We start from the raw sequence: 22,021 nt of genomic DNA, 5'->3' as shown, positions 1-22,021 counted from the left end.
TTGATAAGGCATCAGATTAGAGGGAAAAGCGCCGCCATGGCGACTTTTCCGACCTAAGCCGCTGTCTTTTTACCATTTACCGCTTAACCGCGAAACTCGGCGCGACCGTTGTACTTGGCCTTGCCATTCAATTGCTCTTCGATACGCAGCAATTGGTTGTACTTGGAAACGCGGTCGGAACGGCACAGCGAACCGGTCTTGATCTGGCCCGCCGCAGTGCCCACGGCCAGGTCGGCAATGGTCGAGTCTTCGGTTTCACCGGAGCGGTGGGAGATCACGGCGGTATAGCCGGCGGCCTTGGCCATCTGGATGGCTTCCAGGGTTTCGGTCAGGGTGCCGATCTGGTTGAACTTGATCAGGATCGAGTTGGCGATCTTCTTGTCGATGCCTTCTTTCAGGATCTTGGTGTTGGTCACGAACAGGTCGTCACCTACCAGTTGGATCTTCTCGCCGATCTTGTCGGTGAGGATTTTCCAGCCAGCCCAGTCGGACTCGTCCAGACCGTCTTCGATGGAGATGATCGGATAACGTTCGGTCAGGCCCTTGAGGTAGTCGGCGAAACCTTCGGCGGTGAACACCTGGCCTTCGCCGGACAGGTTGTACTTGCCGTCTTCGAAGAACTCACTGGCGGCGCAGTCCAGGGCCAGGGTCACGTCGGTACCCAGCTTGTAGCCAGCGTTGGCCACGGCTTCGGAGATCACTTTCAGCGCGTCTTCGTTGGACGCCAGGTTCGGTGCGAAACCGCCTTCGTCGCCAACGGCGGTGCTCAGGCCACGGGCCTTCAGCACGGCCTTGAGGTGATGGAAAATCTCGGTGCCCATGCGCAGGCCTTCGGAGAAGGTCTTGGCGCCAACCGGCTGCACCATGAACTCCTGGATGTCGACGTTGTTATCGGCATGCTCGCCGCCGTTGATGATGTTCATCATCGGCACCGGCATCGAGTAGACACCCGGGGTACCGTTGAGGTTGGCGATGTGCGCGTACAGCGGCAGGTCCTGGTCCTGGGCAGCGGCCTTGGCGGCGGCCAGGGACACGGCGAGGATCGCGTTGGCGCCCAGGGAGGCTTTGTTCTCGGTACCGTCGAGCTTGATCATCGCGTGATCGAGGGCTTTCTGGTCGGCAGGGTCCTTGCCCAGCAACAGTTCACGGATCGGCCCGTTGATGTTGGCGACGGCTTTGAGCACGCCCTTGCCCAGGTAACGGCTCTTGTCGCCATCACGCAGCTCCAGCGCTTCGCGCGAGCCAGTGGAAGCACCGGACGGCGCGCAGGCGCTGCCGATGATACCGTTGTCGAGAAGCACGTCCGCTTCAACAGTGGGGTTGCCACGGGAGTCGAGAACTTCACGACCTTTGATGTCGACGATTTTTGCCATTGTTGTAAACACTCCAAAGTTGACTAGAACGTTGCAGAAAACTTGCTCACGCTCAGCTGCGATGCAGCCTAGAGCCTGGATGGGGAGCGCTTCGCGCTCCAGCGGGAGCAAGCTCCCTCGCCACAAGGAGCAAGGCTTGTCGACGATGAGCCCTGAAGGACACCATCGCAAGCCATGCTCCCACAAGAGCAGTGCGGCCAGCGGGCCAGAGCGATAATCGAGCGGTACTTTACCGGAGAAAACCGCGTTACGCGGTTTCTATCGTCGGAAAACCCTTGACCAGCTCGTCCAATGCCTTGAGCTGAGACAGGAAAGGTTCCAGCTTGTTCAAGCGCAAGGCACAAGGGCCGTCGCACTTGGCGTTGTCCGGATCGGGGTGGGCCTCGAGGAACAGGCCGGCCAGGGACTGGCTCATGCCCGCCTTGGCCAGGTCGGTGACCTGGGCGCGACGACCGCCGGCGGAATCGGAGCGACCACCGGGCATCTGCAAGGCGTGGGTCACGTCGAAGAACACCGGGTACTCGAACTGCTTCATGATGCCGAAGCCGAGCATGTCCACCACCAGGTTGTTATAGCCAAAGCTCGAGCCACGCTCGCAGAGGATCAACTGGTCATTGCCGGCCTCTTCGCACTTGCTCAGGATGTGTTTCATTTCCTGGGGCGCGAGGAACTGGGCTTTCTTGATGTTGATCACCGCACCGGTCTTGGCCATCGCCACCACCAGGTCGGTCTGGCGCGACAGGAAAGCCGGCAACTGGATGATGTCGCAGACCTCGGCGACGACCGCGGCCTGGGCAGGCTCGTGGACGTCGGTGATGATCGGCACGCCAAAGGCTTGCTTGATGTCCTGGAAGATCCGCATGCCTTCTTCCAGGCCCGGGCCACGGTAGGACGTCACGGACGAACGATTGGCCTTGTCGAAACTGGCCTTGAACACGTAAGGGATACCCAGTTTCTGGGTCACCCTCACGTACTCCTCGCAGACCTGCATCGCCATGTCGCGGCTTTCCAGCACGTTCATGCCGCCGAACAGCACCATGGGCTTGTCGTTGGCAATCTCGATGTCGCCGACGCGGATGATCTTCTGGGCCATCGTCTTATGCCTTTTTCTGGTGTTGAGCCAATGCGGCCTTCACGAAACCGCTGAACAGCGGATGACCGTCCCGAGGCGTGGAGGTGAACTCGGGGTGGAACTGACAGGCGACAAACCATGGATGGTCCGGGGACTCGACCACTTCCACCAGCGCGCCGTCACCGGAACGACCGGAGATTTTCAGGCCGGCCTCGATCAGTTGCGGCAGCAGGTTGTTGTTCACTTCGTAGCGATGACGGTGACGCTCGACGATCACATCCTTGGCGTAGCAATCGTGCACCTTGGAGCCGGCTTCGAGCAGGCATTCCTGGGCGCCCAGACGCATGGTGCCGCCCAGGTCCGAGCTTTCGGTGCGCACTTCCACGGCGCCGGTGGCATCTTCCCACTCGGTGATCAGGCCCACGACCGGATGGCCGCTGGCGCGATCGAACTCGGTGGAGTTGGCGTCCTTCCAGCCCAGCACGTTACGGGCGAACTCGATGACCGCCACTTGCATGCCCAGGCAGATCCCCAGGTAAGGCACCTTGTTTTCACGGGCGTACTGCACCGCAGTGATCTTGCCTTCCACGCCCCGCAGGCCGAAGCCGCCCGGCACGAGGATCGCATCGGCGCCTTCGAGCAGGCCGGTGCCCTGGTTCTCGATGTCTTCGGAATCGATGTAGCGCAGGTTGACCTTGGTGCGGTTGCTGATACCGGCGTGACTCATCGCCTCGATCAGCGACTTGTAGGCGTCCAGCAGTTCCATGTACTTGCCGACCATGGCGATAGTGACTTCGTGTTCCGGATTGAGCTTGGCATCGACCACGGCGTCCCATTCGGACAGGTCGGCGCTGGCGCATTGCAGGCCGAAACGCTCGACGACGAAATCGTCCAGGCCCTGGGAGTGCAGGATGCCCGGGATCTTGTAGATGGTGTCGGCGTCTTCCAGGCCGATGACCGCGCGCTCTTCGACGTTGGTGAACTGGGCGATCTTGCGACGCGACGAGATGTCGATCGGGTGGTCGGAGCGGCAGATCAGCACGTCCGGCTGCAGGCCGATGGAGCGCAGTTCCTTGACCGAGTGCTGGGTCGGCTTGGTCTTGGTTTCGCCGGCGGTGGCGATGTACGGGACCAGGGTCAGGTGCATCAGCATCGCGCGCTTGGCGCCGATTTCGAAACGCAACTGGCGGATGGCTTCGAGGAACGGCTGGGACTCGATATCGCCCACGGTCCCGCCGATTTCGACCATCGCCACGTCGGCGTCGCCGGCACCCTTGATGATGCGGCGCTTGATTTCGTCGGTGATGTGCGGGATGACCTGGATGGTCGCGCCCAGGTAGTCACCACGACGCTCTTTGCGCAGCACGTGTTCGTAGACACGGCCGGTGGTGAAGTTGTTGTTCTGGGTCATGGTCGTGCGGATGAACCGCTCGTAGTGGCCCAGGTCCAGGTCGGTCTCGGCGCCGTCGTGGGTGACGAACACTTCACCGTGCTGGAACGGGCTCATGGTGCCCGGGTCGACGTTGATGTACGGGTCCAGCTTGAGCATGGTGACCTTAAGTCCCCGCGCCTCCAGGATGGCCGCCAATGAAGCCGAGGCAATGCCTTTCCCCAATGAAGAAACAACACCGCCCGTGACGAATATGTAGCGCGTCATGAAAAACCCTAGAAGTCTGCGTTAAAGCGGTCCGAGCCGCCGGGGAAAGCGAAGGAAGGCCGAAGCCCCCGATCACCTGCATTAATCACAGTGCACCTTTCAAAAAAACCGCCGCGTTGGGACAGACCGGAAGTGAAATCACCGGTACGTTGCTCGCTACACATTTTTTGGAATCGCCCAGCAAAGACTGCTTGGTAATCGGCAACTCCTGCAATTCAGGCGAATCCACAGAAGTTGTATCAAGAAGGGAGCGTAGTCTACCGGAAAGCCCCTTTCAGCTCAAACCCAGATCTTGGTTTCCTGGCGTCCAGATCAATCGCCAGCTGCCACCCGCTTGCGCATTGAGCCCGGCCAGGTTGGCCACCGCCAGCAATTGCTCACCTTGATAAAGCAGCGGCAATCGGCCGCGAACGAACGCCGGCACGCCCTTTTCATTGAGCAAACGCTTGAGATCACGATGACCACGACCGGCTAACGCCAGCACCTCGCCGCCTTGACGATAGCGCACGCTAAGCGGCCCCGCAGGCGGCTGGCCGATAAGCGCCACCCGACCATTGCCCGGCAAGGGCAGCGGCAGCGCCGGATCCGCCCAATCGACGGGGCCTGGCAGCGAACATAGCCAGTGGTCGGATAACCACCAGACCCGCCCGGCGGCCCGGTGCAGCTCGCCGCCGGCCAGTCGCCAGATGGGCCGGGCATCGTCCGCGGCATCGCGCAACGAGTCCCAGCCGGCCCAGTGATCGCTGTCGGGCAGCAGGGTCAGCGGCGCCAGCCAGTGGCTCAATGCGTTGCGCTGACGGGCCGGCGACAACGCCCGCAACGGCGCCAGCACCAGCGATTGCAACCCAAGCCAGTCGAACGCATCTGGCGTCGCGGCCTGGGCCAAGTCGATCCGCGCCAAATCGTCCAGCAAGCCTTGGGCTTCGCCCATGTGCGCAGCACTTCGGGCCAGGGTCGCCGAGGCTTGCGGCCAGTGCTCGACCAGCACTGGAAAAACCCGCTGGCGCAGATAGTTGCGCGCGTAGCGGTGATCATCGTTGGACGGGTCGTCGATCCAGCTCAAGCCCTGTTGCGTCGCATAGGCTTGCAGCTCGGCACGGGACACCTCGAGCAAGGGCCGCAGCAGATGCCCCAGGCCCAAAGACCGCTGCCGTGGCATCGCCGCCAGGCCCCTCACCCCTGCTCCCCGCAGCAGGCGAAACAACATGGTTTCGGCCTGGTCATCCCGATGCTGGGCGGTGAGCAGCACTTCATTGCCCTGGAGGGCCGCCACGAACGCGCCATAACGCGCCTCCCGGGCGGCACGCTCGATACTGGCGCCAGGGCGCACTTGCACATTCACCACGTCCAGCGGCACATCAAGGGCCGCACAGACCGAACGGCAATGATCCGGCCACGCCTCGGCCACTGCCTGAAGGCCGTGATGCACATGGATAGCACTCAGCGCGGGCAGGGCGTGGTGTCGTGAAAGGGTCGCGAGCAGGTGCAGCAGGACGGTGGAGTCGAGGCCGCCGGAGAAGGCGATGCGCCAGGTGGCGGCGTTGCGCCAGGGGGATAGCTGTGTGAGGAGCCGGGTTGGCAGGTCGATCCTGGGCTGATTCATAGAAACTGGCCTTCACACCAATCAAATGTGGGAGCGAGCTTGCTCGCGATGGCGGCGTATCAGTCAACTTATCTGTTGAATGTTAAACCGTTATCGCGAGCAAGCTCGCTCCCACACAGGGGTACAGCGCCTGGATCAGAGACCGTAGCTCATCAACCGCTCGTAACGACGGGCCAGCAGCGCGTCGTTGTCGAACTTCTTGAGCATCGACAGCTGGGAACTCAGCTCGGCGCGGATCAGTGCCGCCGCCGCAGCCGGGTCGCGGTGGGCGCCGCCCACGGGCTCGTTGATCACTTTGTCGACGATGCCCAGGCCCTTGAGACGCTCGGCGGTAATACCCATGGCCTCGGCGGCATCCGGCGCCTTCTCGGCCGTTTTCCACAGGATCGAGGCGCAACCTTCCGGCGAGATCACCGCATAAGTGGAATACTGCAGCATGTTCAACTGGTCGCAGACACCGATGGCCAACGCACCGCCGGAACCGCCCTCGCCAATCACGGTGGCGATGATCGGGGTTTTCAGGCGTGCCATGACGCGCAGGTTCCAGGCAATCGCTTCGCTCTGGTTGCGCTCTTCGGCGTCGATGCCCGGGTAGGCGCCCGGGGTGTCGATGAAGGTCAGGATCGGCATCTTGAAGCGCTCGGCCATCTCCATCAGGCGGCACGCCTTGCGGTAGCCTTCCGGACGCGGCATGCCGAAGTTGCGACGCACCTTCTCGCGGACTTCGCGGCCTTTCTGATGGCCGATAACCATTACCGGCTGCTCGTCCAGGCGGGCAACGCCGCCGACGATCGCGGCGTCGTCGGAGAAGTGACGGTCGCCATGCAGCTCATCGAACTCGGTAAAGATGTGCTCGATGTAGTCCAGGGTGTAGGGGCGACGCGGGTGACGTGCCAGGCGGGCGATCTGCCAGCTAGTCAGCTTGCCGAAGATGTCCTCGGTCAGCGTGCGGCTTTTGTCCTGCAGACGAGAGATTTCATCGCCGATATTCAGCGAATTGTCATTACCGACCAAGCGCAACTCTTCGATCTTGGCTTGCAGGTCGGCGATCGGCTGTTCGAAATCAAGAAAATTCGGGTTCATAGGCGTCCGTCTTGGGTCGACGTCCAAGAGAGCTTGGGCCGGCCGGTTGTCTATTCGCGCCTACCTTAAGGGAGAGGCGCGTTCAGGTCGAGATTAAAAATTCGGGTCGAGATCAGGAGCTTTCCGGTTTCAACAGTGGCCCCTGGCCGTCAACGGTATTGGAGGAAGACGTTGTCTTTGCCGAACTGGTCACGCAAGGCTTGAATCAACGCATCCGCCGGATCGATCCGCCAGCCTTCGCCGAACTGCAGCACGGCCTTGGCATCGGGGCGAACGTACTCCATGGTGATCGGACAGGCACCGCGATGACGCTTGAACAATTCGCCCAACCAGCGTAGCTGATCGCCCTTGAGGTCTTGGGTCTGCAACTTCAGGCGCAGGCTCTCGGCCAGGTTGGTACGGGCATCTTCCATGCTCATCACCCGCTTGACCCGCAACCGCAGGCCACCGGAGAAGTCATCGTTGCTGACTTCGCCTTCCACCACCACCATCGCGTCGGTCTGCAACAGCGACTGCGCCGAATGGAACGCATCGGCGAAAAGTGACGCCTCGATGCGCCCGGAGCGGTCGTCGAGGGTGATGAAACCCATCTTGTCGCCCTTTTTGTTCTTCATCACCCGCAAAGCGATGATCATGCCGGCGACCGTCTGAGTGTCGCGCGCCGGCTTGAGGTCAATGATGCGCTGGCGGGCGAAGCGGCGGATCTCGCCTTCGTATTCGTCGATCGGGTGACCGGTGAGGTACAGGCCCAGGGTGTCTTTTTCACCCTTGAGGCGTTCCTTGAGGGTCAGCTCCTTGGCCTTGCGATGGTTGCCGTAGACATCGGCGTCCTCCTCGACGAACAGCCCGCCAAACAGGTCGGCGTGGCCGCTGTCGTGGGTACGGGCGGTCTGTTCGGCGGCCTTGATCGCCTCCTCCATCGCCGCCAGCAACACCGCGCGGTTGCGGTCGATGTTGGCCTGGTAGGCCTTGGGCTCATCCTGGAAGTAAGGCCCGAGCCGGTCCAACGCGCCACTGCGGATCAAGCCGTCGAGGGTGCGCTTGTTGATGCGCTTGAGATCGACCCGCGCACAGAAATCGAACAGGTCCTTGAACGGCCCGTCCTGGCGCGCTTCGGTGATGGCTTCCACCGGCCCCTCGCCCACGCCCTTGATCGCACCGAGGCCATAGATGATGCGGCCTTCGTCGTTCACCGTGAACTTGAACTCCGAAGCGTTCACGTCCGGTGCGTCAAGGCGCAGCTTCATGGTCCGCACTTCTTCGATCAAGGTCACGACCTTGTCGGTGTTGTGCATATCCGCCGACAGTACCGCGGCCATGAATGGCGCCGGGTAATGGGCTTTCAACCATGCGGTCTGGTACGACACCAGACCATAGGCGGCGGAGTGGGATTTGTTGAAGCCGTAGCCGGCGAATTTTTCCACCAGGTCGAAGATGTTGCCCGCCAGGTCCGCATCGATGCCGTTGTTCGCGCAACCTTCGATGAAACCGCCGCGCTGCTTGGCCATTTCCTCGGGTTTTTTCTTACCCATGGCTCGACGCAGCATGTCCGCGCCGCCGAGGGTGTAGCCGGCCATCACCTGGGCAATCTGCATCACCTGTTCCTGGTACAGGATGATGCCATAGGTCGGAGCCAGCACCGGCTTGAGGCCGTCGTACTGATAATCCGGGTGCGGGTACGCCAGCTCGGCGCGACCGTGTTTACGGTTGATGAAGTCATCCACCATGCCCGATTGCAGGGGCCCCGGACGGAACAGGGCCACCAGTGCGATCAGGTCTTCCAGGCAGTCGGGCTTGAGCTTCTTGATCAGCTCCTTCATGCCTCGGGATTCAAGCTGGAACACCGCCGTGGTTTCGGCTTTTTGCAACAGGCTGTAGGTCGGCTTGTCATCCAGCGGGATGAAGGCAATGTCCAGCGGCTCTTCGCCGACCTTGGCCCGGTCGCGGTTGATGGTTTTCAGCGCCCAGTCGATGATCGTCAGGGTCCGCAGGCCGAGGAAGTCGAACTTCACCAGGCCCGCCGCCTCGACGTCGTCCTTGTCGAACTGGGTCACCAGGCCGTCGCCTTCTTCATCGCAATAGATCGGCGAGAAGTCCGTCAGCTTGGTCGGCGCGATGACCACGCCCCCGGCGTGCTTGCCGACGTTACGCACCACGCCTTCGAGCTTGCGGGCCATCTCCCAGATTTCCGCGGCCTCTTCGTCGACCTTGATGAAGTCCCGCAGGATTTCTTCCTGCTCATAGGCTTTCTCCAGGGTCATGCCGACTTCGAACGGAATCATCTTCGACAGGCGATCCGCCAGACCGTAGGACTTGCCCTGCACCCGCGCCACGTCACGCACCACCGCCTTGGCGGCCATGGAACCGAAGGTGATGATCTGGCTTACCGCGTTGCGGCCGTATTTCTCGGCCACGTAGTCGATGACCCGGTCGCGGCCGTCCATGCAGAAGTCGACGTCGAAGTCGGGCATGGAGACCCGTTCCGGGTTGAGGAAACGTTCGAACAGCAGGTCATATTCCAGCGGGTCGAGGTCGGTGATCTTCTGCACGTAGGCCACCAGCGACCCGGCACCCGATCCACGGCCAGGGCCCACCGGCACGCCGTTGTTCTTGGCCCACTGGATGAAGTCCATCACGATCAGGAAGTAACCGGGAAAACCCATCTGGATGATGATATCCAGCTCGAAATTCAACCGATCGACATAGACCTGGCGCTTGGCTTCGTAATCTTCGGTGGTGTCCTTGGGCAACAGGACGCGGAGGCGTTCTTCGAGGCCGTCGAAGGAGACTTTGCGGAAATATTCGTCGATGGTCATGCCATCGGGAATCGGGAAGTTGGGCAGGAAGTGCTTGCCCAGCTTCACTTCGATGTTGCAGCGCTTGGCGATCTCGACAGTGTTTTCCAGCGCCTCGGGCAAGTCGCTGAACAACTCGGCCATTTCCTCGGCGCTCTTGAGGTATTGCTGGTCGCTGTAGTTCTTCGACCGACGCGGGTCATCGAGGGCACGGCCCTCACCGATGCAGACCCGCGTTTCGTGGGCTTCGAAATCTTCCTGCTTGATGAACCGCACGTCGTTGGTCGCCACCAGCGGCGCGCCGATCCTGTCGGCCAGGGCCACGGCGGCATGCAGGTGCTCTTCGTCATTGGGACGGTTGGTGCGTTGCACCTCGATGTAGAAGCGGTCCGGGAACACCGCCATCCAGTCACGGGCCAGGGTCTCGGCTTCGTCGGGACTGCCACTGAGCAGGGCCAGGCCGATTTCACCTTCCTTGGCCGCCGACAGCATGATCAGCCCTTCGCTGGCCTCGGCCACCCACTCGCGCTCGATGATGATCGAGCCGTTGCGCTGGCCATCGATAAAGCCGCGGGAGATCAGCTCGGTGAGGTTGCGATAACCCACGCCGTTCATCACCAACAGGCTGATACGGCTCAGCGGCGCGTCCGGATCCTTGTTCGACAACCACAGGTCGGCGCCACAGATCGGCTTGATCCCGGCGCCCATGGCGGCCTTGTAGAACTTGACCAGCGAGCACATGTTGTTCTGGTCGGTAACCGCCACGGCAGGCATGTTCATGCCCACCAGGGTCTTGACCAGGGGCTTGATCCGCACCAGACCGTCGACCAGGGAGTATTCAGTGTGCAGGCGTAGATGAACGAATGAAGCCGGCATAGTGATCCTGCGTTAAGTCATGAAAACAACAAGGCCCGGATTGTACCGGGCCTTGGGTAAAACATCAGCCATGAGTGTCCGGTCTTGAAAACGCGAACACGGCTTTTGTGGCGAGGGGATTTATCCCCGCTGGGGCGCGAAGCGGCCCTTAAACCTGACAACCCGTCACGCCTGATAGACTTCGGGACTGCTTCGCAGTCCAGCGGGGATAAATCCCCTCGCCACAAAAGCATCGTTCGTCTTAAGAAACAGGGCACTGATTGTTTATGATCAACCCTTCACGGGCTTCATAAGCCAGCCGCACCGGGGCGAACGAGCGCCGGTGGATCGGCGTTGGTCCCAGGCGCGCCAGGGCTTCCAGATGAACGGGGGTCGGGTAGCCCTTGTGGTTGCCGATGCCGTAGCCCGGGTAGATCAACTCGAAGGCGCTCATTTCCCGGTCACGGCTGACCTTCGCCAGGATCGAGGCCGCCGCGATGGCCGGCACCTTGCCGTCGCCCTGGATGACCGCTTCGGCGCGCATCGACAGTTTCGGGCAGCGATTGCCATCGATCATCGCCAACTTCGGCGTGATGTGCAGGCCCTGCACCGCACGCTGCATGGCGAGCATGGTGGCGTGCAGGATATTGAGCTCATCGATTTCTTCGACTTCGGCCCGGGCGATGCACCAGCTCAGGGCTTTCTCGCAGATTTCGTCGTAGAGTGTTTCGCGACGGGCTTGCGTGAGTTTCTTCGAGTCATTGAGCCCCAGGATCGGCCGGTTCGGGTCGAGAATCACCGCCGCCGTCACCACCGCGCCGCACAACGGGCCGCGCCCCACTTCATCGACACCGGCCACCAGCTCTTCCACTTCGGCGACCAGGTTGAAATCCAGGCCCATCTGTAGCTTTACGTTGCTCATGGTTTTGCGCCGATCAGAGTCAGTACCGCGTCAGCCGCCTGGTTGGAGGCATCGCGACGCAGGGTACGGTGAATTTCGTCAAAGCCCCGCGTCTGTTCCTCGCCGCCGTCGATCAAGGGCGAGAGCGTGGTGGCCAGCGCCTCGGCGGTCGCATCGTCCTGCAGCAGCTCCGGCACCAACAGGCGTTGGGCCAGCAGGTTCGGCAAGGACACGTAGGGGCTCTTGACCATGCGCTTGAGAATCCAGAACGTCAGCGGCGCCAGGCGATAGGCGACCACCATCGGGCGTTTATACAACAATGCCTCAAGGGTAGCAGTGCCGGAAGCAATCAACACCGCATCACAGGCCGCCAACGCGTCATGGGAACGGCCGTCGAGCAACGTCACCGGCAAATCGCGACCGACCAGCAGGGCTTCCAGCTGGACGCGACGCTGCGGACTGGCACACGGCAGGACAAAACGCACATCAGGACGCATCGCCCGAAGGCGTTCGGCGGCGTCGAAGAACAAGCCACCCAGGCGACTCACCTCGCCGCCCCGGCTACCGGGCATCAAGGCCACCAGCGGCCCGTCGGGCAAGCCCAACGCCTGGCGAGCCGCCTCGCGGTCGGCCTCCAGGGGAATGGTATCGGCCAGGGTGTGCCCGACAAACCGCACCGGCACGCCCTTCTCTTCGTAAAACCTGGCCTCGAACGGCAGCAGCGTCAGCATCAGGTCGCAGCCTTCGCGGATCTTCAGCACCCGCTTCTGCCGCCAGGCCCAGACCGACGGGCTGACGTAGTGCACGGTCTTGATCCCGGCCTGACGCAATTTGAGTTCGACAGTGAGGGTGAAATCCGGCGCATCGATGCCGATGAACACATCCGGTTTTTCTTCGATCAGGGTCTGGATCAGTTTCTTGCGCCGGGCCAGCAGCTCGCGCAGGCGACCGAGCACTTCCACCAAGCCCATCACCGACAAGCGCTCCATCGGAAAATAGGAGATCAGGCCTTCGGCCTGCATCAATGGCCCACCGACCCCGATGAATTCCACCGCGGGGTGCTGCGCCTTGAGCGCTCGCATCAGACCCGCACCCAGAATGTCACCGGAAGCCTCTCCCGCCACCAGTGCAACGCGCACGTTAGCCATGGTCAGCGAGTGATGCCGCGAGTCGAAGACTGGATGGAGTCGCGGAAGATCGCGACTTCCGGGTGTTGCGCCGACGCCTCGGCCAGTTCGGCGAGCGCCTGCTCGACGGTCAGACCCTGGCGGTACACCACCTTGTAGGCGCGACGCAGGGCCGTAATCGCCTCTTCACTGAAACCACGACGGCGCATGCCTTCGAAGTTCATGCTGCGGGCTTCGGCCGGGTTGCCGAACACCGTGACATAGGCAGGGACGTCCTTGCCAATGGCGGTGCCCATGCCAGAGAAACTGTGGGCGCCGATATGGCAATACTGGTGCACCAGGGTGAACCCGGACAGGATCGCCCAATCGTCCACGTGCACATGGCCGGCCAACGCGGTGTTGTTGACCAGAATGCAATGGTTGCCAATCACGCTGTCATGGCCGATGTGTGCGTAAGCCATGATCAGGTTGTGGTCGCCCAAGGTCGTTTCGGAACGATCCTGAACAGTGCCACGGTGAATCGTCACGCCTTCGCGGATCACGTTGTGATCGCCAATGACCAGACGGGTTTCTTCACCTTTGTACTTGAGATCGGGCGTGTCCTCGCCTACCGAAGAAAACTGGTAGATGCGATTGTGCCGACCAATCCGGGTCGGTCCCTTGAGAATTACGTGGGGACCGATCACCGTACCCTCGCCGATTTCCACACCTGCGCCGACAATCGACCACGGGCCGACCTCGACATCGGCGGCCAGGACGGCCGTCGGATCGATGATTGCGCGAGGGTCAATCAAACTCATAGTTTGCGTTCCGCACAGATGATTTCAGCGGAGCAGACTGGCTTGCCGTCGACCGAAGCCTGGCATTCGAATTTCCAGATCTGGCGCTTGCAACTGATGAACTTGGCTTCGAGGATCAACTGATCGCCCGGGGTGACCGGCTGGCGGAAGCGCAGCTTGTCGGAGCCGACGAAGTAATAGAGCGTGCCGTCGGCAGGCTTGACGTCGAGCATTTTGAAACCAAGGATCCCGGCAGCCTGGGCCATCGCCTCGATGATCAATACGCCCGGCATGATGGGATGCGCGGGGAAGTGACCATTGAAGAACGGCTCGTTGATGCTGACATTCTTATAGGCGCGAATGCGCTTGCCTTCAACGTCCAGGTCCACCACCCGATCCACCAGCAGGAACGGGTAACGGTGAGGCAGGTATTCGCGAATCTCGTTGATGTCCATCATTTCGGGGGGAAGCCTATGTAAAGATTGGAAGCGCACGAGTGACGCGCACTCCGCTAGCAAATCAAGATGCCCTAACGGCTGTGCACACTTGATATGGAAATGGTATCAGCCATCTGATGAAGCATTACCGCCAGGGGTCACGTCCCCTACACGCTTTTCCACCTGCTTGAGGCGCCGCGCGATGTCGTCGAGCTGGCGGATACGCGCCGCGCTCTTGCGCCATTCGGCTGCCGGTTGCATGGCTGTGCCGGAAGAATAGGCGCCCGGCTCGGTAATCGAGTGGGTCACCATGGTCATCCCGGTCAGGAATACGTTGTCACAGATGTCGATATGGCCCACCAGGCCCACGCCACCGGCGAGCATGCAGTGCTTGCCGATCTTGGTGCTGCCAGAGATGCCCACGCAGGCGGCCATGGCGGTGTGGTCACCGACCTGGACGTTGTGGGCGATCTGGATCTGGTTGTCGAGCTTGACGCCATTGCCGATGACCGTGTCGGCCAGGGCACCGCGGTCGATCGCGGTGTTGACGCCGATCTCCACGTCATCGCCGATGGTGACACCACCGATCTGGGCGATCTTCTGCCAGATGCCTTTCTCGTTGGCAAAACCGAACCCTTCGCCACCCAGCACGGCGCCGGACTGGATCACCACCCGCTTGCCGATGCGCACATCGTGATACAGGGTGACCCGTGGCGCCAGCCAGCCGCCTTCGCCGATCTCGCTGCGTGCGCCAATGAAGCAATGGGCGCCCAGCGTGACGCCGGCACCGATTCGGGCCGCACTTTCGATGACCACGAAGGGGCCGACGCTGGCGGTAGGGTCCACCACGGCATCTGCGGCGATCACGGCGCTGGGATGGATACCGGCGGCCGATGTCGGCTTGGGATCGAACAGATGGGAAATGCGGGCATACGCCAGGTACGGATCGGGCACGATCAGGGCATCGCCGGCAAACCCATCGGCATCAGCGGCCTTGAGCAACAGGGCGGCCGCCCGGCTGTCGACCAGGTATTTGCGGTATTGAGGGTTTGCCAGAAAGCTCAACTGAGCTGGGCCAGCCTCTTGCAAAGTGGCTAGCCCAGTAATTGTCTTCTCCGGGTCGCCACGCAGGGTGGCGCCGAGGAACTCGGCCAACTGGCCGAGCTTGATAGTCGCTGTCATGGATTACTTCAGCTGATTCATGCGCTCGATCACTTGGCGCGTGATGTCGTATTGAGGCTTGACATCGATCACTGCGCCACGCTCGAACACCAGGTCAAAACCACCTTTCTTGATGACTTCTTCCACCGCGCTATCAAGTTTCGGCTTGAGTTGTTTGAGCATTTCGCGGTCGGCAACGGCTTTCGCTTCGTTCAGCTCCTTGGACTGGAACTGGAAGTCACGGGCCTTTTGCTTGAATTCAAGCTCCAGCCGCTCGCGCTCGCCCTGGGCCATCTTGTCGCCACCGGCGACCAGGCGGTCCTGGATGCCCTTGGCACTGCTTTCCAGGCCTTTGAGCTTGGTCAGTTGCGGACCGAATTTCTTCTCGGCATCCACGGCGTATTTCTTCGCTGCGTCCGATTCCAGCAGGGCCATCTGATAATTCAGCACGGCAATCTTCATGTCGGCAAAAGCCGGACCTGCGACCAGTACGGTCGCCAGGAGAACCAATTGAGTCAACTTACGCACGATGCACTCCTACAAAATCCATTGTCGTTATCTTGGGTCAGACGCTTAGAACGTCTGGCCGAGGGAGAATTGGAACACTTGGGTTTCAGCGTCATCCGGTTTCTTGATCGGCATCGCCAATGCGAAGCTCAAGGGACCCAGCGCGGTGACCCAGGTCACGCCCACACCGACGGAACTGGCCATGTTGCTCAGGCTGATGTCGTTGCACTGAGTATCGGACCTGCTGCCATTGGCGTTGGTGGTGTCGCTGCACTTGGAGTCGAATACGTTACCCACGTCCCAGAATACCGAGGTACGCAGGGAACGCTGATCCTTGACGAACGGCATCGGGAAGAGGACTTCCAGACCACCCTGGATAAGGACGTTGCCACCGAACGGAAGCGGATCCTGGTCCGGGTCGGCAATGGTACCTGGATTGGTGCCCCGGCTCGGCGTACTGCGCGGGCCCAGGGTACTGTCCTTGAAGCCACGTACCGAGTTGAAACCACCGGCGTAGTAGTTCTCGTAGAACGGCAGGCCATCGGTGGAACCGTAGCCGTCACCATAGCCCAATTCGGTGTGCAGGCGCATGGTGTAGGTGTCGGTCAGCGGCTGGAACAACTGACCGCGATAGTCGAGCTTGAAGAACGACAAGTCACTGCCTGGCGTAGTCGTTTCCAGTACCAGGCTCTGGGAATGACCACGGGTCGCCAGCACACCCTTGTTCAGGGTCGACTCGGACCAGCCGGCGGACGCCTTGAAGTTCAGGTAGCTGTCGCCTTCCTTGTTAACGAAGTCGAAGATCTCGTCGACGGTGTAGCGACCGGTGTTGATCTTGTCCTGCTGGGCGGTGAGGCCGAAGGTCAGGCGCGAGGTTTCGCTGATCGGATAGCCGATGTTGGCGCCGACACCGTAGCTGTCCACCGCATAGCTGGAGATATCCGAGTCGAGCTCGTCGTAGTCGGTGGTGCGATAGAAGGCGTTGTAGCCCAGGCTCACACCATCAGCAGTCCAGTAGGGGTCCACGTAACCGAAGTTGTAGCGGGTCTGGTATTCACTGCGGGTCAAGCCGATGCTGACCTTGTTACCGGTACCCAGGAAGTTGTTCTGGGTAATGGAACCACCGAGGATCAGGCCGGCGCTCTGGGCGAAACCGACGCTGGCGGTGATCGAGCCGGAAGCCTGCTCTTCGACGCTGTAGTTCACATCGACCTGGTCATCGACGCCCGGCACGGCCGGCGTCTCGACGTTGACTTCCTTGAAGAAGCCCAGGCGCTCCAGGCGGGTCTTGGACTGGTCGATCAGGTAGGTCGATGCCCAGCCACCTTCCATCTGGCGCATTTCACGGCGCAGCACTTCGTCCTCGGACTTGGTGTTGCCCCGGAAATTGATGCGGTTGACGTAGGCACGCTTGCCCGGATCCACGGCGAAGGTAATGTCGACGGTGTGGTCTTCATCGTGTGGCTGCGGCACGCCGTTGACGTTGGCGAAGGTGTAGCCCTCGTTACCCAGGCGGCGGGTGATCAGCTCGGAGGTGGTGGTCATCAGCTTGCGCGAGAACACCTGGCCCTTCTGCACCAGCAGCAGCGACTTGACCTGGTCCTCGGGAACCTTCAGGTCACCGCTGAGCTTGACGTCACGAACGGTGTACTTCTCGCCTTCGTTGACGTTGACGGTGATGTAGACGTGCTTCTTGTCCGGGGTGATGGACACCTGGGTCGAAGCGATGTCCATGTTGATGTAGCCACGGTCCAGGTAGTAGGAACGCAGGCGCTCCAGGTCACCGGAGAGTTTTTCACGGGCGTACTTGTCGTCGTTCTTGAAGAACGACAGCCAGTTGGTGGTCTTGAGTTCGAACAGGTCGATCAGGTCTTCATCCGGGAAAACCGTGTTGCCCACCACGTTGATGTGCTGGATGGCCGCCACGGTGCCTTCGTTGATGTTGACCTTCAGGCCGACGCGGTTGCGCGGCTGCGGCACCACTTCGGTGTCGACGGTGGCCGAGTAGCGGCCCTGGGCAACGTACTGGCGCTGCAGCTCGTTACGCACGCCTTCGAGGGTGGCGCGCTGGAAGATCTCGCCTTCGGCCAGGCCGGACTGCTTGAGGCCCTTCATCAGGTCTTCAGTGGAGATCGCCTTGTTGCCTTCGATCTCGATACTGGCGACCGACGGGCGCTCGACTACCGTGATGACCAGGACATTGCCGTCGCGGCCCAGCTGGATATCTTGAAAGAAGCCGGTCTTGAACAGCGCACGCGTGGATTCCACCAGGCGCCGATCATCCGCCTGCTCGCCGACGTTCAACGGCAAGGCACCAAAGACGCTACCCGCGGAGACCCGCTGGAGGCCATTGACGCGAATATCAGAGATAGTGAAGGACTCGGCGTGAACTTCGGCGATCATCAATACGGTGAGAACCGCAGTTAGCAGCAGACGTTTCATGAAGTCCTTTCTTATTCCAACTGGCAATAAACAAACTGCCGCAAAATGCGGCAGATTCGCAATTCAGCGAAGCGTTACAGACGACCCAGATCGTTGACGAGGGCAAGCAACATGACCCCGACCACCAAGCTGATGCCGATCTGTATCCCCCAACCTTGCACCCGATCCGACAAGGGACGACCACGCGCCCACTCGATCAGATAAAACAGCAGATGCCCCCCATCCAGTACCGGAATGGGCAGCAAATTCAGAACCCCCAGGCTAATGCTCAGATAAGCAAGGAAATTCAGGAAATCAGCGACGCCCGACTGGGCAGAAGCGCCCGCCACTTTAGCAATGGTTATCGGTCCACTCAAGTTTTTTACCGAGAGCTCGCCGAACAACATTTTCTTGAGCGAGTCCAGCGTCAGGATGCTCATGGTCCAGGTACGACGCGCACCCTCGCCAATCGCCGCCACCGGGCCGAAACTGACCTCGCGAATCATTTCCGGTGGCCAGTCGACCGCCTTGACGCCCGCCCCCAGGTAACCGGTCGGCGCCTTGCTCTCGCCACGGGCGGCCAGGGTCACCGGGACGTCGATTGGAGCACCGTCGCGCTCGATGCGCAGCACAATTTTGGTATCAGGACGTACACGAACCGAATCGACCACCTGCTGCCAGTCGCTGACCGGCTGGCCGTCGAGGGCCAGCAACCGATCGCCAGTCTTCAGACCTGCCGTCTGGGCCGGGCCTTTCGGGTCGAGTTCGGCGAGGATCGGCGGCAAGGCCGGACGCCACGGCCGGATCCCCAGGGAGCGGATCGGATCCGGCTCGTCCGCGCCCTTGAGCCAGTTGTCCAAAATGAGTTCGCGAGGCGAATCCACTGTGGAGCCTTGCTCACGCACCATCAATTGCAACGAACCGCTCTCACCCAGGCGACGTACCAACTGCAGATTGACCGCCGCCCAGCCCGATGTCGGCTCGCCATCAATGGCGACGATTTCCTGTCCGGCACCCAGCCCGGCACGGGCGGCAACGCTACCGGCCTCTACCCCACCGATGACCGGGCGCACCTGTTCGCTGCCCAGCATGGCCAGGCCCCAGAAAAACACCATGGCCAGCAGGAAGTTGGCAATCGGCCCCGCCGCGACGATGGCAATACGCTGACGGACGGTCTTGCGATTGAAGGATTGATCGAGCTGATCAGCCGGGACTTCGCCTTCGCGCTCGTCGAGCATCTTGACGTAGCCACCCAACGGGATGGCCGCCACGACGAACTCGGTGCCTTTCTTGTCGTGCCAGCGCAGCAATGGCATGCCAAAGCCCACGGAAAAACGCAGGACCTTGACGCCACAGCGACGCGCAACCCAGAAATGACCGAATTCGTGAAAAGTGACCAACACCCCCAAGGCAACCAGGGTGCCGACAATCATATAGAGCGCGCTCATCTGTTTTCTCCGCAATCCTGTCCAGGGCAACCCTGGCTAACGTATCGCAGCTTCAACGCCCGTGGCGCTGCAGCCATTGGCCCGCCAACTCACGAGCCCTGGCATCCGCCGTAAATACTGTATCGAGGTCATCGACCGAAACCACGGCCTCGAGACTCAAGACTTCCTCGATGATACTCGCGATCTCGAGGTAACGGACACGTCCATCGAGAAATGCGGCAACGGCCACTTCATTGGCCGCGTTCAACATGGCCGGCGCACTGTTGCCCGCCTCGGCCGCCTGGCGCGCCAGGCGCAGGCAGGGGAAGCGCTGTTCATCGGGCGCCTGGAAATCCAGGCGAGCGATGGCGAACAGGTCCAAAGGCGCAACGCCCGAGTCGATACGCTCCGGCCAGGCCAGGGCGTTGGCGATCGGAGTGCGCATGTCCGGGTTACCCAACTGGGCCAGAACTGACCCGTCGACGTAGTCCACCAGGGAGTGAATCACGCTCTGGGGGTGAATCACCACCTCGACCTGCGACGGCTTGGCATCAAACAGCCAACAGGCCTCGATCAGTTCCAGGCCCTTGTTCATCATGCTGGCCGAATCCACGGAAATCTTGCGCCCCATGGACCAGTTCGGATGGGCACAGGCCTGTTCGGGTGAAACATGCACCAATTCTTCCAGCGGCGTCTGCCGGAACGGACCACCGGAAGCTGTCAGCAAAATCCGCCGAACGCCTACCGCGCCGAGACCACGGGAGAAATCCCGCGGCATGCATTGAAAAATCGCGTTGTGCTCGCTGTCGATCGGCAGCAGCACCGAGCCGCTCTTGCGTACAGCTTGCATGAACAGCGCGCCGGACATCACCAGCGCCTCTTTATTGGCCAGCAGAATCTTCTTGCCAGCCTCCACCGCCGCCAGGGTCGGACGCAGGCCCGCCGCACCGACGATCGCCGCCATTACGGCGTCGACTTCAGGATCGGCAGCCACTTGGCAGAGCCCCTCTTCTCCCACCAGCACACGGGTTTGCAGGCCGGCTGCGCGCAGATCGTCCTGCAACGCCCGCGCCACGCCAACCTCAGGCACCACGGCAAACCGCGGCGTGTGGCGAATGCACAACGCCAGCAATTCGCTCAAACGCGTGAAGCCGCTGAGGGCGAACACCTGGTAGCGCTCCGGATGTCGGCCAATGACGTCCAGCGTACTGAGGCCAATCGAACCGGTCGCGCCAAGGACAGTGATCTGCTGGGGGCGACTCACGATGCCGCCATCCACAACAGCACGGCAAAGATCGGGATAGCGGCAGTCAGGCTGTCGATGCGATCCAGCACACCACCGTGACCGGGCAACAGGTTACTGCTGTCCTTGATCCCGGACTGACGCTTGAACATGCTTTCGGTCAGGTCGCCGACCACCGACACAAATACGATCAGGGCGGCGCCAATAAGGCCCATGAACAGTTGCGCGACCGTCCAGTCCCGCACGAAACCGACTACCGTGGTGATCACCAGGCTCAAGGCCAGGCCACCATAGACCCCTTCCCAGCTCTTGCCAGGGCTGACTTTCGGCGCGAGCTTGCGCTTGCCGAAGGCCCGACCGGAGAAGTAGGCGCCAACGTCGGCCCCCCAGACCAGCACCATCACGGCCATGATCTGCCAGTTGCCCAACGGGCCTTGCTTGATCCAGATCAGCCCCTGCCAGGCCGGCAACAGGATCAACAGACCGATCACCAGCTTGGTCGCCGTATTGGCCCAATGATGCGTCGTCCGTGGATAGGTCAGGACCAGGAAGGTCGCCGTCGCCCACCACAGCACCGAGGCACCCAGCACCCAAGGCGCGAGGCCGGGCACCACGTACATGATGAACAGCATGGCCGCCACAGCCGTCGCATAGGTCACGCGCGCCGACTGCGCGGGGAAACCCGCCAGTCGCGCCCACTCCCACGCGCCCAAGGTCACGACCAGCCCGATGAACAGCGCAAAGCTGCCACCTTCGAGCAGGAAGAAACCACCCAGGGCGATAGGCAACAGGACCAAGGCAGTGATGATTCGTTGTTTAAGCATTAAACCCGGGCTCCAGCTTCGATCTGCTCGCTCGTTTTACCGAAGCGACGCTGACGGGAAGCGAAATCGGCCAGTGCGGTGCGCATGGCTTCGTGTTTGAAGTCCGGCCAGAACAGGTCGGAGAAGTACAGCTCGGCATAAGCCAACTGCCAGAGCAGGAAGTTGCTGATGCGATGCTCGCCACCGGTACGGATGCACAGGTCTGGCAATGGCAGGTCGCCGGTCGCCAGGCAGGTCTGCAACAGTTCAGGGGTGATGTCTTCCGGGCGCAAGTGTCCGGCCTGGACTTCCCGCGCCAGCCGCTGGGCAGCCTGGGCAATGTCCCACTGGCCGCCGTAGTTGGCGGCGATCTGCAGGACGAACCGATTGGTGCCCGCCGTCGCGGCCTCGGCCTCGCGCATCGCAGCCTGCAATTCAGGATGGAAGCGCGAGCGATCACCGATGATGCGCAAGCTGATCTTGTTGTCGTTGAGGCGCTTGGCCTCACGACGCAGGGCCTTGAGGAACAGGTCCATCAAGGCGCTGACTTCATCGGCCGGCCGCTGCCAGTTCTCGCTGGAGAACGCGAACAGGGTCAGCACCTCGACCCCCGCCTCGGCGCACACCTCGATGACCGCACGAACCGCATCGACCCCCGCCTTGTGCCCGGCGACGCCAGGCATAAAGCGTTTCTTGGCCCAGCGGTTGTTGCCGTCCATGATGATCGCCACGTGGCGCGGAACCGCGAACGGCACGGCCTGCTTGGTCTTTTCCATG

General features: G+C 61.4%; 17 protein-coding genes. All 17 read right to left on the bottom strand.

Annotated elements, in window-relative coordinates:
- Positions 1 to 83: 83 nt before the first annotated feature.
- The 17 genes from eno to uppS all read right to left on the bottom strand — a co-directional run bounded on the left by eno (position 84) and on the right by uppS (position 22,020).
- The gene (eno, locus tag BM321_RS09255; RefSeq protein ID WP_092442280.1) at positions 84 to 1,373 is read right to left on the bottom strand and encodes a phosphopyruvate hydratase; all 1,290 of its coding nucleotides are present in this window, start codon (positions 1,371 to 1,373) and stop codon (positions 84 to 86) included.
- Positions 1,374 to 1,620: 247 nt separating this feature from the next.
- Positions 1,621 to 2,466, bottom strand: coding sequence for a 3-deoxy-8-phosphooctulonate synthase (kdsA, locus tag BM321_RS09250; RefSeq protein ID WP_092442279.1), 846 nt, complete (start codon positions 2,464 to 2,466; stop codon positions 1,621 to 1,623).
- Between the two features lie 4 nt (positions 2,467 to 2,470).
- Positions 2,471 to 4,102 (bottom strand): CTP synthase, encoded by a 1,632-nt coding sequence (locus tag BM321_RS09245; RefSeq protein WP_058542194.1) that lies wholly within the window; start codon positions 4,100 to 4,102, stop codon positions 2,471 to 2,473.
- Between the two features lie 274 nt (positions 4,103 to 4,376).
- Positions 4,377 to 5,705, bottom strand: a complete 1,329-nt coding sequence (gene tilS / locus BM321_RS09240) for a tRNA lysidine(34) synthetase TilS (protein ID WP_092442278.1) — start codon at positions 5,703 to 5,705, stop codon at positions 4,377 to 4,379.
- Between the two features lie 135 nt (positions 5,706 to 5,840).
- Positions 5,841 to 6,788 (bottom strand): acetyl-CoA carboxylase carboxyltransferase subunit alpha, encoded by a 948-nt coding sequence (locus BM321_RS09235; RefSeq protein ID WP_092330636.1) that lies wholly within the window; start codon positions 6,786 to 6,788, stop codon positions 5,841 to 5,843.
- 149 nt (positions 6,789 to 6,937) lie between these two features.
- On the bottom strand, positions 6,938 to 10,459 hold the full coding sequence (gene dnaE / locus BM321_RS09230) for a DNA polymerase III subunit alpha (protein ID WP_092330638.1): 3,522 nt from the start codon (positions 10,457 to 10,459) through the stop codon (positions 6,938 to 6,940).
- A 241-nt stretch (positions 10,460 to 10,700) separates the two neighbouring features.
- Entirely contained in the window at positions 10,701 to 11,360 is a 660-nt protein-coding gene (rnhB, locus tag BM321_RS09225; RefSeq protein ID WP_092442277.1) for a ribonuclease HII, read from the bottom strand.
- Complete coding sequence (lpxB, locus tag BM321_RS09220; RefSeq protein ID WP_092442276.1) at positions 11,357 to 12,487, bottom strand: lipid-A-disaccharide synthase; 1,131 nt, start codon at positions 12,485 to 12,487, stop codon at positions 11,357 to 11,359. The genes rnhB and lpxB overlap by 4 nt, the downstream gene beginning before the upstream one ends.
- A 2-nt stretch (positions 12,488 to 12,489) precedes the next feature.
- Positions 12,490 to 13,266, bottom strand: a complete 777-nt coding sequence (gene lpxA / locus BM321_RS09215) for an acyl-ACP--UDP-N-acetylglucosamine O-acyltransferase (RefSeq protein WP_003198252.1) — start codon at positions 13,264 to 13,266, stop codon at positions 12,490 to 12,492.
- The gene (fabZ, locus tag BM321_RS09210; RefSeq protein ID WP_003184897.1) at positions 13,263 to 13,703 is read right to left on the bottom strand and encodes a 3-hydroxyacyl-ACP dehydratase FabZ; all 441 of its coding nucleotides are present in this window, start codon (positions 13,701 to 13,703) and stop codon (positions 13,263 to 13,265) included. Before fabZ ends, lpxA begins: the two co-directional genes overlap by 4 nt.
- Positions 13,704 to 13,808: 105 nt before the next feature.
- Complete coding sequence (gene lpxD / locus BM321_RS09205) at positions 13,809 to 14,864, bottom strand: UDP-3-O-(3-hydroxymyristoyl)glucosamine N-acyltransferase (protein WP_092330646.1); 1,056 nt, start codon at positions 14,862 to 14,864, stop codon at positions 13,809 to 13,811.
- Between the two features lie 3 nt (positions 14,865 to 14,867).
- On the bottom strand, positions 14,868 to 15,371 hold the full coding sequence (locus BM321_RS09200; protein WP_003184901.1) for an OmpH/Skp family outer membrane protein: 504 nt from the start codon (positions 15,369 to 15,371) through the stop codon (positions 14,868 to 14,870).
- A 45-nt stretch (positions 15,372 to 15,416) separates the two neighbouring features.
- Positions 15,417 to 17,792: an outer membrane protein assembly factor BamA gene (gene bamA / locus BM321_RS09195; protein WP_092442275.1), complete on the bottom strand. Its 2,376-nt coding sequence runs from the start codon at positions 17,790 to 17,792 to the stop codon at positions 15,417 to 15,419.
- Between the two features lie 74 nt (positions 17,793 to 17,866).
- Positions 17,867 to 19,219 carry an RIP metalloprotease RseP gene (gene rseP, locus BM321_RS09190; RefSeq protein ID WP_072408283.1) on the bottom strand — a complete coding sequence of 451 codons (1,353 nt, stop codon included), beginning with the start codon at positions 19,217 to 19,219 and terminating at the stop codon, positions 17,867 to 17,869.
- A 52-nt stretch (positions 19,220 to 19,271) separates the two neighbouring features.
- Positions 19,272 to 20,462 carry a 1-deoxy-D-xylulose-5-phosphate reductoisomerase gene (gene ispC / locus BM321_RS09185; RefSeq protein WP_092442274.1) on the bottom strand — a complete coding sequence of 397 codons (1,191 nt, stop codon included), beginning with the start codon at positions 20,460 to 20,462 and terminating at the stop codon, positions 19,272 to 19,274.
- The gene (locus tag BM321_RS09180; RefSeq protein ID WP_092442273.1) at positions 20,459 to 21,265 is read right to left on the bottom strand and encodes a phosphatidate cytidylyltransferase; all 807 of its coding nucleotides are present in this window, start codon (positions 21,263 to 21,265) and stop codon (positions 20,459 to 20,461) included. Before BM321_RS09180 ends, ispC begins: the two co-directional genes overlap by 4 nt.
- Positions 21,265 to 22,020, bottom strand: coding sequence for a polyprenyl diphosphate synthase (gene uppS / locus BM321_RS09175; protein WP_060739000.1), 756 nt, complete (start codon positions 22,018 to 22,020; stop codon positions 21,265 to 21,267). Before uppS ends, BM321_RS09180 begins: the two co-directional genes overlap by 1 nt.
- Position 22,021 lies beyond the last annotated feature (1 nt).

Origin of the sequence: Pseudomonas sp. NFIX10 (genome assembly GCF_900111955.1) — a bacterium.
Classification (GTDB): Bacteria; Pseudomonadota; Gammaproteobacteria; order Pseudomonadales; family Pseudomonadaceae; genus Aquipseudomonas; species Aquipseudomonas fluorescens_AA.
The sequence above is the reverse complement of the archived record's forward strand: the minus strand, read 5'-3'. Positions and strand labels throughout refer to the sequence as shown.

What these genes read in the sequence shown, in the direction of transcription:
- kdsA (WP_092442279.1), bottom strand. Translation starts at nt 2,466, where the DNA reads ATGGCCCAGAAGATCATCCGCGTCGGCGACATCGAGATTGCCAACGAC.
- lpxB (WP_092442276.1), bottom strand. Translation starts at nt 12,487, where the DNA reads ATGGCTAACGTGCGCGTTGCACTGGTGGCGGGAGAGGCTTCCGGTGAC.
- BM321_RS09245 (WP_058542194.1), bottom strand. Translation starts at nt 4,102, where the DNA reads ATGACGCGCTACATATTCGTCACGGGCGGTGTTGTTTCTTCATTGGGG.
- BM321_RS09180 (WP_092442273.1), bottom strand. Translation starts at nt 21,265, where the DNA reads ATGCTTAAACAACGAATCATCACTGCCTTGGTCCTGTTGCCTATCGCC.
- lpxD (WP_092330646.1), bottom strand. Translation starts at nt 14,864, where the DNA reads ATGACAGCGACTATCAAGCTCGGCCAGTTGGCCGAGTTCCTCGGCGCC.
- fabZ (WP_003184897.1), bottom strand. Translation starts at nt 13,703, where the DNA reads ATGATGGACATCAACGAGATTCGCGAATACCTGCCTCACCGTTACCCG.
- uppS (WP_060739000.1), bottom strand. Translation starts at nt 22,020, where the DNA reads ATGGAAAAGACCAAGCAGGCCGTGCCGTTCGCGGTTCCGCGCCACGTG.
- eno (WP_092442280.1), bottom strand. Translation starts at nt 1,373, where the DNA reads ATGGCAAAAATCGTCGACATCAAAGGTCGTGAAGTTCTCGACTCCCGT.
- bamA (WP_092442275.1), bottom strand. Translation starts at nt 17,792, where the DNA reads ATGAAACGTCTGCTGCTAACTGCGGTTCTCACCGTATTGATGATCGCC.
- rseP (WP_072408283.1), bottom strand. Translation starts at nt 19,219, where the DNA reads ATGAGCGCGCTCTATATGATTGTCGGCACCCTGGTTGCCTTGGGGGTG.
- rnhB (WP_092442277.1), bottom strand. Translation starts at nt 11,360, where the DNA reads ATGAGCAACGTAAAGCTACAGATGGGCCTGGATTTCAACCTGGTCGCC.
- lpxA (WP_003198252.1), bottom strand. Translation starts at nt 13,266, where the DNA reads ATGAGTTTGATTGACCCTCGCGCAATCATCGATCCGACGGCCGTCCTG.
- tilS (WP_092442278.1), bottom strand. Translation starts at nt 5,705, where the DNA reads ATGAATCAGCCCAGGATCGACCTGCCAACCCGGCTCCTCACACAGCTA.
- dnaE (WP_092330638.1), bottom strand. Translation starts at nt 10,459, where the DNA reads ATGCCGGCTTCATTCGTTCATCTACGCCTGCACACTGAATACTCCCTG.
- BM321_RS09235 (WP_092330636.1), bottom strand. Translation starts at nt 6,788, where the DNA reads ATGAACCCGAATTTTCTTGATTTCGAACAGCCGATCGCCGACCTGCAA.